This is a genomic window from Sorangium sp. So ce363, assembly GCF_051520435.1.
Taxonomy (GTDB): Bacteria; Myxococcota_A; Polyangia; order Polyangiales; family Polyangiaceae; genus Sorangium; species Sorangium cellulosum_B.
In genome coordinates, this window is the sequence record NZ_CP150333.1 from 6,634,158 (window position 1) to 6,646,204 (window position 12,047).

At 70.3% G+C, this 12,047-nt stretch carries 12 protein-coding genes; 4 read left to right on the forward strand and 8 right to left on the reverse strand.

The window, feature by feature from the left end:
* Window positions 1-162 precede the first annotated feature (162 nt).
* Complete coding sequence (locus WMF12_RS24825) at window positions 163-1,089, reverse strand: PAS domain S-box protein (RefSeq protein WP_437849525.1); 927 nt, start codon at window positions 1,087-1,089, stop codon at window positions 163-165.
* A 638-nt stretch (window positions 1,090-1,727) separates the two neighbouring features.
* On the opposite strand from WMF12_RS24825, the gene WMF12_RS24830 reads away from it, so the two are divergent.
* A complete protein-coding gene (locus tag WMF12_RS24830) occupies window positions 1,728-2,477 on the forward strand; it encodes a hypothetical protein (protein ID WP_437849527.1) in 750 nt (249 codons plus the stop codon).
* Window positions 2,474-2,800: a hypothetical protein gene (locus WMF12_RS24835; protein WP_437707273.1), complete on the forward strand. Its 327-nt coding sequence runs from the start codon at window positions 2,474-2,476 to the stop codon at window positions 2,798-2,800. The genes WMF12_RS24830 and WMF12_RS24835 overlap by 4 nt, the downstream gene beginning before the upstream one ends.
* A 479-nt stretch (window positions 2,801-3,279) precedes the next feature.
* On the opposite strand, the gene WMF12_RS24840 is transcribed toward WMF12_RS24835, so the two are convergent.
* Window positions 3,280-3,762, reverse strand: coding sequence for a hypothetical protein (locus WMF12_RS24840; protein ID WP_437849529.1), 483 nt, complete (start codon window positions 3,760-3,762; stop codon window positions 3,280-3,282).
* A 161-nt stretch (window positions 3,763-3,923) separates the two neighbouring features.
* Here WMF12_RS24840 and WMF12_RS24845 point away from each other — a divergent pair, with 161 nt between their 5' ends.
* Both WMF12_RS24845 and WMF12_RS24850 read left to right on the forward strand, forming a co-directional pair.
* Complete coding sequence (locus WMF12_RS24845) at window positions 3,924-4,718, forward strand: hypothetical protein (protein WP_437849531.1); 795 nt, start codon at window positions 3,924-3,926, stop codon at window positions 4,716-4,718.
* A 439-nt stretch (window positions 4,719-5,157) separates the two neighbouring features.
* Window positions 5,158-6,114 (forward strand): hypothetical protein, encoded by a 957-nt coding sequence (locus tag WMF12_RS24850; RefSeq protein WP_437849532.1) that lies wholly within the window; start codon window positions 5,158-5,160, stop codon window positions 6,112-6,114.
* 55 nt (window positions 6,115-6,169) lie between these two features.
* Here WMF12_RS24850 and WMF12_RS24855 read toward each other — a convergent pair whose 3' ends face one another.
* From WMF12_RS24855 to WMF12_RS24880, 6 genes are all read right to left on the reverse strand, one after another.
* Complete coding sequence (locus WMF12_RS24855) at window positions 6,170-7,153, reverse strand: aldo/keto reductase (protein ID WP_437849534.1); 984 nt, start codon at window positions 7,151-7,153, stop codon at window positions 6,170-6,172.
* A 94-nt stretch (window positions 7,154-7,247) separates the two neighbouring features.
* Window positions 7,248-9,122, reverse strand: a complete 1,875-nt coding sequence (locus tag WMF12_RS24860) for a N,N-dimethylformamidase beta subunit family domain-containing protein (protein WP_437849536.1) — start codon at window positions 9,120-9,122, stop codon at window positions 7,248-7,250.
* Window positions 9,123-9,450: 328 nt separating this feature from the next.
* Window positions 9,451-9,804 carry a YciI family protein gene (locus tag WMF12_RS24865; RefSeq protein ID WP_437849538.1) on the reverse strand — a complete coding sequence of 118 codons (354 nt, stop codon included), beginning with the start codon at window positions 9,802-9,804 and terminating at the stop codon, window positions 9,451-9,453.
* 105 nt (window positions 9,805-9,909) lie between these two features.
* Window positions 9,910-10,338 carry a DoxX family protein gene (locus WMF12_RS24870; RefSeq protein ID WP_437849539.1) on the reverse strand — a complete coding sequence of 143 codons (429 nt, stop codon included), beginning with the start codon at window positions 10,336-10,338 and terminating at the stop codon, window positions 9,910-9,912.
* Window positions 10,339-10,473: 135 nt separating this feature from the next.
* Window positions 10,474-11,463, reverse strand: coding sequence for a sigma-70 family RNA polymerase sigma factor (locus tag WMF12_RS24875; protein WP_437849541.1), 990 nt, complete (start codon window positions 11,461-11,463; stop codon window positions 10,474-10,476).
* Window positions 11,464-11,467: 4 nt separating this feature from the next.
* Entirely contained in the window at window positions 11,468-11,890 is a 423-nt protein-coding gene (locus tag WMF12_RS24880) for an ADP-ribosylation/crystallin J1 (protein WP_437849543.1), read from the reverse strand.
* Window positions 11,891-12,047 lie beyond the last annotated feature (157 nt).

The following is a 12,047-nucleotide window of genomic DNA, read 5'->3' on the forward strand; positions in this document are numbered from 1 at the left end:
CGCCGGCTGTCCGGTGAGCCCGAACGAGCAGGCGCAGCGCGAGCGGCGCTCGCTTTGTTTCCTTTGTTTCCTCGATGTTGCGCGCCGAGCCCCGGCGTCCGCTCCGCGGTTGTTCTGGTTCCGTGGTGCGGTGATCCCTGGCGGGATCTCCGAGGCTCGGAGCTAGCTGCCCTGGCGGGCGGAAGGTCGAGGGGCGGTGAGCCCGCGCCGCAGGGCGAACGCGATACCCTCTTTCAGGGTCCGGAGCGTCACGACGCCACCCACACCGACGCCCTGCGCGACCAGCGTCTGCGCGATCCGCGGCTGGATGCCGGTGAGCACCACCTGGGAGCCGAGGAGGTTCACCGCCTTGGCCAGCCGGATGAGCGAGTCGGCTACCTGCGAGTCGATGACCCCCACGCCGGTGATGTCGAGGACCACCGTCCTGGCGCTGTGCGTGATGACCCCGTTGAGCACGGTCTCGAGCGTCGCCGCGGCGCGGTCGCTGTCGAGGAAGCCGATCAGCGGCACCGCGATGACCTGATCCGCCACCGGCATGAGCGGGGTCGACAGCTCGCGGACCATCTGCTCGAGCCGCTTCGTCTTGTCCGCCACGCGCAGCTCGAGCTCGGCGTTGAGGCGCCTCACCTCGTCCTCGGCGTGCCGGCGCTCGGTGACGTCGACGCCGATCGCCTGGAACTCGGCGAGCGGCCCCCCCTCGCCGAGCGGTGCGCGGTTGGTCCAGTGCATCCAGCGCACCGCGCCGTTCGGGAGGATGACGCGGTGCTCGGTGTGGACGATCGGGTTCTCGGGGCCGAGCTTCGCGAACTGCCGGGCGAGGAGCAGCCCGTCCTCTTCGGGGACCATCGGCATGAAGCGGTGGCCGACCAGCTCCTCGCGCGTCTTCTCGAAGTACCGGCAGTAGATGTCGTTGACGAAGGTCAGCGTGCCATCCATCCGAAAGCGGCAAATGAGCTCGGTCTGGTCCTCGACGATGCCCCGGTAGCGCGCCTCGCTCTCCCGCAGGGCGGTCTCCACGCGCTGCTTCTCGGCGAGCTCCCGCTCGAGCTCGGCGTTGTGGAAGCGGAGCGCCTCCAATTCCGCTCGCATCGTAGCGAGAACATCCGCTTCGCCGTCGTTCATGATCCGGGGATTCCTTGGCGCGCCGTGTGGACAGCAACGTCCGTCCTAGCTATCTTATCAAAGGACGAGCGCGCCGGGTGAACTTCGAGCACAAGGAAGGCACGCGCAGCGCCTCCGACAGCGCACGTCCTCCTATCCGGTCGACGCACCGTGACGCACCAGATCCGCTGTCTGCGGGCATCTCGCGGTTCGTCTCGTGTGCGAGCGTACGCTTCAGGGTGCGACCACTCCATGGGACCGGACGAGCCGCCGCCTCGTCGCAGGACAGGCGCCCAGGGCCGCGCGGGCAGATCCGTGGGCGTCATGACTCGATGCGCAACGCTCCTCGGCGAACCGAACACCCGATCTGATAGGCGCACAGCGCGCCTCGGCTGACGTGGCGACTCCACGGCGACGCGACGAGAACCCCACCGGAAGGCCACATCGCCCCCACGGGCCCCGGCCCCCGCCGCGTGAGCGAAAGTAGATGGCGCGCGAGTCGCTCCCAGAGGGCAAGTACCCACCCCAAATAAACCACAAAAACATACACGAAACCACAAAAATCACAAAACGTCTTCGTCGAATGATAATTTTTTCTACGACGACACAATGGTCACGTGTATCACATGCCTGTGTCAGCACGTGCTGCGCGAGCGAAGGGCAGTGCCGGAGGTGGGTCGGAGCCGGGGTCGGGGAAGCGCGGGCGCGGTGTCACGCTCGACTCGCTGGAGGCGGTGCTCCGCGCCAGCGCCTCGCCGCGGGAGTGGGGCAGGTTCGTCAAGGCCACGGGCATGTCGGCGATCCCGGGTGCGGGGAAGAGCGGGACGAAGGTCGACTACTCCGCCTATTTCTACGCGCTCCCGACGGGGACAAGCGCGGAGGTGGATCCCCTGTACCTCTACGGAGATCTCCGTCCGGTCCCCGGGGAGGAGACGAGCGCCCACCTCAAGCTGCGCTGGGAGATGATGCCGGAAGGGTCCATCCCGCAGCGGATCAAGGGCTCCAGCCGCGCCGTCGGAGGGTGGCCGAAGGTGCTTCACCGCATCGCGACAGGCTGGCCAGGGGGCGAGGCGGCGAGCGTCGATGTGACGGCGACCTTCGTGATCGATGAAGGGGCCTACAGGCCGCTCCCGGCGCTCAGGCTCAAGTCGAGGCCGTCGATCGCGCGCTCGCACCGGCTGACCCAGACGGCCGTCGCGTGGTCCGTCGATCCGCCGAGCGGACCGGTGGCGCGGCTGTCCGTCGCGCTCCTCCGCGCGACGGAGCTCGTCCTCGTGGCCTCGGGGCGACACGCGCTGACGCTGGGCCCGGACATGGCAGCAGAGCTGGAAGGTGCGGTATGGGAAGGCGCCCGCAGGTTCCTCAAGGCGACGTGACCGCGCCCGGGCGCCGGCGCTCGCCGCGCGCGTCCGCGAGGCTCTGGTCGGGGGGCGAGGTGACGCAGCCGCCCTCCACCGCGAAAGAGCCGGAGACGATGCGGGTGTCGCGCACCACGGTCTACGAGCTCGGAGGCCCGGAGACGCCGCCGACGCTCGCCGCGCACGAGGACCGCCTCCGCAGCCTGGAGCAGCAGGTCGCGCAGCTCGGGATCCAGGTGGAGGAGGGCGTCGGCCGCCTCGCGCGGCAGATCAAGCACCTGCGGCGCGACGTCGACGGGCTCGCCCGCGAGCCGGCGCGGGGCGCTCGTCGGCCTGGTTGACGGGTACGGCAGGAAGCGGCGCGCCGAACGGCTCACCGAGGTAGGGGTCGGCGAGCCAGGGACGAGCCGACCGCCGGCCCTTCCAGGCAGGCTGGGACGACGCGAGCTGGGCGAGCTCGGCGAGCGAGGAGCTCGCTGCCGGGAGCGCTCGCGCCGCTCCGTCCACCGCTGCCCGGCCGCGCGACGGGACCGGAAGCGCCTGGGCGTCACCTGGGGCGCGCCGGATGAGCGGATCACCCGACGCGCCTTCACCGCGTTGCGACACGAGGTCTCCCCTGTGGAGTCGACTCGCCATGAGCCGACAGTCAGGCCGTGCGCGACGGATTAGAGCCGCCGGGGCGGTGACGCAAGGTCAAGAACGCCGAGCTGCGCGCGCAGAACGGCCGCCGGAGCATTACGCCGATGCGTCACGATTTCTCATCCGACGAGTGGATTCAGCGCATTGCCGGAGCCGGTTCGATTTTCTCAGCTGAAGAGACTTACTGCGCCCGCCGGAGCGTGGCGACGCCCTTCCAGGGGGGCGTCTGCGCGTGCACGACGAGCTCTCCCTGGTCCGAGAACTCGCACAGCGCCTCGTAGGCGACCCCCGCCTCGTCGTAGGAGACCAGCTTGAACCGATCCCACGCGGGATCGCGGATCTCGTAGGCGCGGTCCACGTGGAGGCCGGGCGAGTCGGCGAGGATGCGCTTTCCGTCGAAGCGGACGACCAGGTGCGCGTACTGGAACTCGAGCATCGACGCGAGCATCGGCTCGAGCGGGACCTCGGGCTCGAACCGGACGAGCCGGAAGCTGCCGCGCAGGCGCGCGTCGATCGACGCGACTTCGGCGCCCGCGTCGGGCCCCCGGGCGGCGCTCGATCCGCAGCCGGCGGCCTGTGCGGTAAGGACGGCGGTGCAGGCGGCGACGAGGAAGCGCGAAGCGCGGGATGGACGCGGGGAGAGGCGGCTCGCCGAGGGCGACATGGGGCGGAGCTTAGGGCGAGCGGACGGACAGCGCAAAGCGGCGCAGGTGCGCGCGGCCGTGGGCACACCGCAAACGAGAGCGCGAAACCTCTTCCTGCCGCGCCCGCTTCCGCTCACGCTTCCACCTGGAGCGCCGCGGTCGCGCTCGCGGGAGGGGGAGCATGACAGACGTCCTGAGAGGCACCGATTTCGTCGCAGGCCTTCCAGAGCACGCGTGCGCCGCGCGCGAGGAGGCCATCCTCGAAGCGGTGCAGGCCGGCCACCTGGCGCCGATCTCGTGGGTCCCGGTGTACAGCCAGCTCGACGAGCGCCGCGCGACGTTCCTCGTGAGCGCCGACGCGCTCCGTATCGGCGACGCGGAGGACTCCGTCCGCGTCAACGTCTCGGCCCGGACGACCCAGCGAATCGCGGATCTGCTCGAGTGCACGATGCTGACGACGCGCCTCTGCGACCTCGTGTGGGAGCAGGCCACCGTGCGGATCCCGCCGTGCATCGGCGCCCCGGATGCCTCGATGGCGAACACCTCCCGCATGCTGGAGCACCACCGCCGCCTCGAGGAGCAGGTCGCGGGGAGGACCGGGCTCATCGAGAACGTGGGCAAGCACTGGGTACTGACCAACCGCCTCGCGGACCGCCCCGACCGGGCCGCCAACTACGGCTGGTTCGACCCGGGAGCGGCCCACAGGTATGGCCAGCACACCTTGTGGCAACCGCTCGGGCTCGCGCACGATCCGGATCACGTGGACTACTCCCAGGTCGTCCGCCTCGTGCGGCGGCGCTGCACGGTCGACGAAGCGGAGCGCGATCTCCACGAGGTGATGACCGACCCGACGCTCGCCGGTCTGGTCTCGTCCGAGGGTCCCCTGCGCGTCCTCCGGCTGCCCGGGGTGCTGGAAGAGGCGCGGCTCGCCGCGCGCCCGAAGGAGCGCGCCGGCCGCGCGCCCGAAGAGGTGTGATCGGCGCGCGCCCCTTGGGGCCTCCGCCCCGCATCCCGATCATCAGTCGCGGGCTGGCGCCCTGTGTAACGCGCCTTCGTGCCGCGCGGATGTCTCCGCCGCTGTGCCCCGCGCGCCTGGCCATTCCTGCGCAACGCCGCCCCGATTGCGCGAGTCCCTGCTCAACTTGAGCAAACCAGCGCAGGCCACCCCGCGCTCACGCCGCGCGGCGCCGTGTCCCCGGAGCGCCTGGCCAGGTCGTGGGCCCTCGACGCGGGCGTGGCACGGAGCGTGATTGGACGCCGGCCGTGGGGAACGAGGACACCCGCGGGAGACGGCTCTCGACGACCTCCAGGTGCCCGACATCGCTTCAACCCACATCGCCCCGCGCCGGGACACGCCCGGGCTCAGCGTCGAGCTGAAATTTCCTCAGACACCCAAGGCCACAAAGGATCGCTCCATGACCGAAAGAACTCACGGGCTTCTCGCCAACAATCCTCGCCGAACGTACCGAGCCGCGCCCCTGCTCGCCGCGGCGCTCATGATGGGCTGCACCGCCGCGTCGACCGAGGCGGACGACGCCGCCCCTCTCGCCCAGCCCTCGGCTGACGGCGGGCTGCGCTTCGCGAGCGAGCACGACGCGCTCGGGTGGGTCGCCAGGCGGGCCGAAGAGCTCGAGATGGGCCCGGTGATGGTCGAACGAGACGAGGGCGGCCGGCCCATCAAGGTGGCCGGCGTGTCGATCGGCTCGCCCGACGAGATCGCCGCGGCGGAGGCGGGCTTGATCGGCGAGCTGGGTGGTGAAGACCATGCGGTCGAGATCGCGGGGGAGCGCTATCTCCTGGAAGGCCAGGAGTCCGGGCTGTTCGCCGCGGTCGCCCACTGCAACGGCGGCCTCTGCACGAATGACGAGTCGTTCAAGAACGACTACGTGTTGTATCGAGAGCTCGGCAGCCGAACCTCGGTGACGTCAGGGGGGTTCGAGACCCGGCGCCAGACGATCCAGGGCCGCGGAGAGTACGAGTGCGTGGACCTGCCGGGGCCCCTGCCCGTCAAATGCACCGGCTACTGCACGTATCCGTCCAGCTGCCCTTCCGGCTTCACGGTGGAGAGCACCGCCGGCTACCCCACGTGCAGGACGACCTGCGTCGGCCAGGTGCGCAACGTGACGCTCTCGATCTCGATCGAGGGCTTCGAGTTCTTCGAGTCGAGCGGCATCCTCGTCCCCTCCATCCCGGCGCGAAGCGGCACGACCAACGACTCGAGCCTCGAGGTCAAATACTGGGAGTACGGCATCGGCATCGACTCCGTGATCTCCGACGCCGATGGGCTGTGCGGCTCACACTCGACGTCCGGCCCGGAGGGGTTCGTCGTCGCCAAGAGCCACTGGGGCAGCGTGCCCACCGCGTGCCAGTAGCCCTCCCTCGGCGCTCGCGGCCGCGGGCCGAGGCGCGCTCTTCAGGCCGCCTCGCTCACTGGTTCACGAGCTGCATGCCGGGCGCCGGATAGCGGAGGCCGGCGGCCGCTCCCTTCGGCGCCACCGCGTCGAGGCGCCGCAGATCGGCCTCGCCGAGCGTGATCGCCTCCGCGGCGACGTTCTCCTCGAGGTAGGTGCGGCGCTTCGTGCCGGGGATCGGGACGATGAAATCCCCCTGCGCGAGCACCCACGCGAGCGCGAGCTGCGACGCCTTCACGCCCTTCTCCCGGGCGACGCCCTCGACCTTCGCGACGAGATCGAGGTTCCGCTGGAAGTTCTCGCCCTGGAATCGCGGCGAGATGCGGCGGTAGTCGTCCGGCGCGAGATCCTCGAAGCGCCGGATCTGCCCCGTGAGGAAGCCGCGGCCGAGGGGGCTGTACGCGAGGAAGCCGACGCCGAGCTCGCGGCACGTGGCGAGCACGTCGTCCTCGGGATCGCGCGTCCAGAGCGAGTACTCCGTCTGCACCGAAGCGAGCGGGTGCACGGCGTGGGCGCGCCGGAGCGTCGACGAGCTCGCCTCCGAGAGGCCGATCGCGCGCACCTTGCCGGCCTTCACGAGGTCCGCCATCGCGCCGACGCTGTCCTCGATGGGCGTCTTCGGATCCACGCGGTGCAGCTGGTAGAGATCGATCACATCGACGCGCAGGCGCCGCAGGCTCGCGTCGCACGCCGAGCGGATGTACTCCGGCGCGCCGTTGATGCCGCGGACCGTGACGTCGTTCGGGTCGCGGACGACGCCGCACTTGGTCGCGAGGACGACGCGATCGCGCCGGCCCGCGATGGCCCGGCCGACGAGCTCCTCGTTCGTGAAGGGACCATACATGTCCGCGGTGTCGAGCAGCGTGACGCCGAGCTCGATGGCGCGGTGGATCGTCGCGATCGACTCGGCCTCATCGCGCTCGCCGTAGAAATCGCTCATGCCCATGCAGCCGAGGCCGAGGGCGGAGACCTGGAGAGTTCCGAGCTTGCGTGTGTGCATGGTTGGGCTCCTTGGCGCCGCGGAGAGCGGCGGCGGACGCCACCGTAAGAGATAGCGGGCGGCCGGCGTCAAGAGGCGGCCTCCTGCAGCAGCGCTAGAAGCCGTCCCTTGCCAGCAGCGCGCCCGTGCCCGTCGCTGCGAAGAGCCTCCCCTGCGCGCCCGCGAGCGCGCGCACGTCCTTCGCCTCTCCGATCGAGACCCATGGGCTCTCGTGGCGCACCGGCGCACGCCATGAGAGGCGCCCCTCCCCCGTGACCGAAACCACCTTCCCGTTGATCGCCGCCATGGCGACCACGCCCTCCGCGCGCCCGACGGGCTTCCAGGGGACGTCGCCGCCCCGCGTGGGGCGCGTGAGCAAGAGGCCGCCGCTCGTCGCGGCGAACAGATCGAAATGGGTCGTGGCCATCGCCACGATACCGGGCCCAACGCCGACCGGCCGCCAGACGACCTCCTCGCGCAGGGGGTCGCGGAAGAAGAGGCGACCCTCGGCGGTCACAAGGAAGATCCCGATCGGCTGCTCCGCCTCGGCCTCGACCGGGCACGCCATGGCGACGACGCCGCGGGCCACCCCCGCGGACCTCCAGGGGAGGTTCTGGCTCGACGGCTCCCGCCACAGCAGCGCGCCGTCCTCGGTGGCCGCGAAGAGGAGACCCTCGGCGCCCGTCATCGCCACGATGCGCGGCGCGCTGCCCACCCGCTGCCAGCCGTGCTCGGGGTACCGGCGCGAGAGCTTCTCGAGCACGTTGCGCGTGATGCGCTCGATCTCCGGAGCGGTCCCCCTGTCGAACGGGGCCGCCCAGTCGACGCTCGCGGCCGTGAACACCGTGCCTCCGCGGCGGTAGATGCCCATGGTCGAGAGCCCGCCTTGCCCCTGCGCCCGCCATTGCCGGAGATCGGCGACGGCCAGCACCACGAACGTCGGCGGCGTGCCGCCCAGCCCGGTCGCGCGCGCGATCCCGTCGACATCGACGATATCGGCCGCGTCGGTCTCGTAGCCCACCGAGCCTCTCCCGAAGGCATCTCCGAGCGCGAGCCCCGTGCCGTCGAAGACCCAGTGCTCGGGGAAATTCACCCGGTAGACCGCTTCCTTCTGCGCCTCCGGGTCGAGCCAGTTGCCGGCGCCAAACCGGTAGCCCACGCCCGTCATGTGATTCTCCGGGCGATCCACGGGGGCGTTGGCCCATTGCACGGTCACACGATCGTTGTCGATCCCCGCCAGCGGATCCTCGACGGCGTCGCGGTAGCAGACCATCGTGCGGCCGTGGTCCTCGATGCGGACCTGCCAGTAGCACGTATTGGCGCTCAGGAACGCCACATTGCCGCCTGAGCGCACGAATGCCTCGACCGCATCGCGCATCTCTCTGGACCAGTACTCGTCGTGGCCCGTGCTGACGAGGAGCTGAACACCTCGCAAGAGGTCGGGCTCCGCGTGCAGGTCCATGCTGGAGCAATAATCGACCGCGATCTGCTCCCTCTCCAGCCAGCGCACGAGCGGCAGCGCGCTCTTCGCTTCCGTGCCGCCGGGGCGCTCGAAGGACACCCTTCTGGAGCGGTCCGGCGAGGCCCATGGATAGAGCCGGTTGCCACCCCAGCCATTGTAGGCCTCGTCCGTGAAGAACGGGATGCAGACGAGGATGCTCGCGCCAGGGGCGCGGGCTCTCACCACGAAGCGCAGCGACGCCTCCTCGCCATCCGTGTTCTTCAGGGTGGCCAGATAGACGCCGCTCGGCCAATCGGGAGGGACGAGCCATTCATGGGCGCAGGGCCAGCCGCAGCCCACCGCGTAGGCGTCCGGCGGCGTCGCGTGGGCGCCTGCGGAAAACCTGACAGGAGCGCCGAGCGACGCGCGCGCCCCGATCCGCTCGATGGCCATCTGCACCGCGGGATCTGCCGCGGTGTTGCTCACGTGAAACCCGATCGCCTCTCCCCGCATGACCGATTTGCGCGCGGTATACGCGTCGATAGCCATGAGCCTCCTGCCCTTCCGCTTCCCCCGGGAGCAACGGGCGGGCCGCGGTCAGGCGTGCGGGGGGGTGACGGCTACGCCCGGAATCACCGCGCCAGGAATCACGGCCGTTCCGTGGAACGGAGTCCAAGCATTTCGGAAACGTCAAGCCCCGATCGCGGAACCTGCCCCGGCACCCGCTCCGCCGCGCTCGCGGGCGACAGACCACGCTCGTACACCGGGCGGAGGGTGCCGAGACCCTGCCGGGAGAGATGAACCTCTGGCCGGAGGCTTCAGACAGCCGTCACGCTGTACAATTCATATGATGGTGCAATCGTCGCAGCTTGCGCGCTCAGGAGGGCGGAGGCCCATCCATCAGCGGTAGCACCTCGCAGTGACCCTCCCCGGCGACCTGGAGGAAGCGCTTCGCCCCCGCGATCGCCTCCTCCTTCGAGGCTGCCCGGATCAGCGCGTAGCCGACCATCGGATCCTTCATGTCCGGGAGCGCCCCATCGCTCACGGTGAGCTCGGCGCCTGCTCTCCGGACGCGCGCGCCCATCGCGGTGGGGAGGAGCGCGTCGGTGCCGAGGAGCACGCCCTCCCGCGTCATCTCGTCGATGAGCTTCCCCATCTGCGCCATGTGCTCCGGATCGGGTGCGCAGAGCTCCTGGCTTTTGTCGGGCCGATACAGCATCAAAAATCGCATCGTCGTCTCTCCTTGGGTGCTCGCCCGGCACCCCGGGCGCTCCTCCATCACAGACCGCGCGACCCGCTCAAGCTCATCGGTCGCGCGATCATTTCTCGATCCCCGCTACTTCCGGAGCGGGAGCAGCGCGCGCAGCCGCTCGTCGCGCAGGAGCAGCCCGCCCCAGATCATCGCGGCGACGTACACAGGGAACAGGACGTGGCTGAACAGCGGGTTGTCGACGCGCACGTGCGTGGCGACGGCGCCGCCCAGGAAGCCCGTCAGCAGGATCGCGCCGAGCACGGAGGTGCGCGGGATCATGTAGGTGACGACGCTCGCCAGCAGGACGAGCCCGATGCCGCGGACCGAGCTCACGGGATAGCCGAGCTGCTCGGACCCCTCCAGCACCTGGGGCACCATCATCAGCTTCCCGATGCTGTCGAAGAGCAGGAACGCCACCGAGAGGCCGCTGAGGATCCGCCCGGCCCAGACCTTCTTGCTCGACACCACCACCGGCTCCACGTGCTGCTCCGACATCAAGGCGCTCGTCTCCATCGTCTCCTCCTGGCTCGCTCTGGACAGATCGGTCCTCCCGCCCCGGCGTCATGGCGGCGCGGCGCGGCCGATTCGATCCCTAGGACGCCGCGGCGGCGCCCGATTCATCGGTCGTCCGGAAGATTTTTTTCGGAGCTATGTTTCGAGCCGCAAGGGCAGGCCAAAGAGCGGGAAGAGCCGCTCGGCGTCGAGGAACGAGCACACCCCGACGATCTCCCCGGCGGACACGTCGATGACCTGGATCGCCCACGGGACGAAGGCGCCGCCAGGGCCGCTCGGCCGGTACTGCCCCAGCGCGCAGGATCCGTTCGCCGCCACCGGCAGGAGCCTCGAGCCTCTGCACCCCTCGCCCACCTTGAGGAGCCAGGCGTGCACCGAGGGACGCCCGCGCAGCCACAGGCGGTAGGGCGGCATCGACCAGGTCGCGTCCTCGCGGAGCAGCGAGACCAGCGCGTCGACGTCCTGCCGCTCGAAGGCCGCCACGTAGCGGCCGAGCAGGGACCGCTGCGCTTCGTCCATCGGCTCATGGAGATCGGCCCTGTCCTCGTGACCCATCGTCGCCCGGGCGCGCTGCAGCGCGCTGTTGACCGAGGCGACGGTCATCCCGAGCAGCTCCGCGATCTCCGCGGCCTCCCAGGACAGGACCTCCTTCAGCAGCAGCGCCGCGCGCTGCCGGGGCGGGAGCCGCTGGAGCGCGGCCACGAACGCGAGCCGGATCGTCTGCCGCGACGAGACCAGCTCCGCCGGGTCGCAGGACGCCGCCAGCACCCGGCCGTCGGGGATCGGCAGCACCCACGTCGCCTCCGCCAGCGTGTCGAGGACCGGGTTCTCGGCCGAGCCCGCCGGGCCGAGATCCATCGGTCGAGCCCGCCTCGACCGGCCCCGCAGCATGTCGAGGCACACGTTGGTGGCGATGCGGTAGAGCCACGATCGCAGCGCCGCGCTGCCCTCGAGCTGATCGAAGCTCCGCCATGCCCGCACCATCGTCTCCTGCACGGCGTCGTCCGCGTCGAACGCGGAGCCGAGCATCCGGTAACAGTGGCCGGTCAGCTCCTGCCGGTGCTGCTCCAGGCGCAACTCCATCTCGCCGGGAGGGGGGCTGGCTGCGGGGGTGGAGAGCTCCATGGCCTCAACTCACCTTCGTGGGCGGGTTGCGGAGCCAACCGAGGGGGAGGCGGGTCGCAGGATCGATGTCTCCCTGAAACTTCGGCCCGCAATAGACCTCGGTGACCTCGATGGTCCCGACGAGATGCCGGTTGAACTCGTCCAGCTCCTCGGCGGGCACCCAGAGCTCCTCGTGGGAGCGTCCGCCCGCGATCTGCACAGGATACCTGCGGGCAAAATCGTCCTCGACCTCGAACCGCGTCACCCACCCCGCGAACCCGGAGGTCTCATCGGCGGTGTTCCAGTCGCGGGCGATCTTGCGCGCGTACTCCTCGGTCAGCACCGGATAGAAGATCGGCTGATGCGACAGGCGCGGCGGGAACGCTCGATAGCCGGCCTCTGCGATGAGCCGGAGCTCGGCGAGGCCCACGGGTCGGTACAAGATCATCGTCGTCTCTGCTTCCTTTATACCCCCGCTGGACGTGGATCTCAGCGTCCGTCTGCCGGAGCCGACACGGCGACCTCGACGCGATGCGCGGAGGCTCACACCAGCGGGCCGCGCGCGGCCCCTGCCCACAGGCGGGTGGTGGCGGGCCGGGGCCGAG

Coding starts and splice junctions, on each gene's coding strand:
- WMF12_RS24825 (WP_437849525.1), bottom strand. CDS start 1,089: ATGCGAGCGGAATTGGAGGCGCTCCGCTTCCACAACGCCGAGCTCGAG.
- WMF12_RS24830 (WP_437849527.1), top strand. CDS start 1,728: ATGCCTGTGTCAGCACGTGCTGCGCGAGCGAAGGGCAGTGCCGGAGGT.
- WMF12_RS24840 (WP_437849529.1), bottom strand. CDS start 3,762: ATGTCGCCCTCGGCGAGCCGCCTCTCCCCGCGTCCATCCCGCGCTTCG.
- WMF12_RS24845 (WP_437849531.1), top strand. CDS start 3,924: ATGACAGACGTCCTGAGAGGCACCGATTTCGTCGCAGGCCTTCCAGAG.
- WMF12_RS24850 (WP_437849532.1), top strand. CDS start 5,158: ATGACCGAAAGAACTCACGGGCTTCTCGCCAACAATCCTCGCCGAACG.
- WMF12_RS24855 (WP_437849534.1), bottom strand. CDS start 7,153: ATGCACACACGCAAGCTCGGAACTCTCCAGGTCTCCGCCCTCGGCCTC.
- WMF12_RS24860 (WP_437849536.1), bottom strand. CDS start 9,122: ATGGCTATCGACGCGTATACCGCGCGCAAATCGGTCATGCGGGGAGAG.
- WMF12_RS24865 (WP_437849538.1), bottom strand. CDS start 9,804: ATGCGATTTTTGATGCTGTATCGGCCCGACAAAAGCCAGGAGCTCTGC.
- WMF12_RS24870 (WP_437849539.1), bottom strand. CDS start 10,338: ATGGAGACGAGCGCCTTGATGTCGGAGCAGCACGTGGAGCCGGTGGTG.
- WMF12_RS24875 (WP_437849541.1), bottom strand. CDS start 11,463: ATGGAGCTCTCCACCCCCGCAGCCAGCCCCCCTCCCGGCGAGATGGAG.
- WMF12_RS24880 (WP_437849543.1), bottom strand. CDS start 11,890: ATGATCTTGTACCGACCCGTGGGCCTCGCCGAGCTCCGGCTCATCGCA.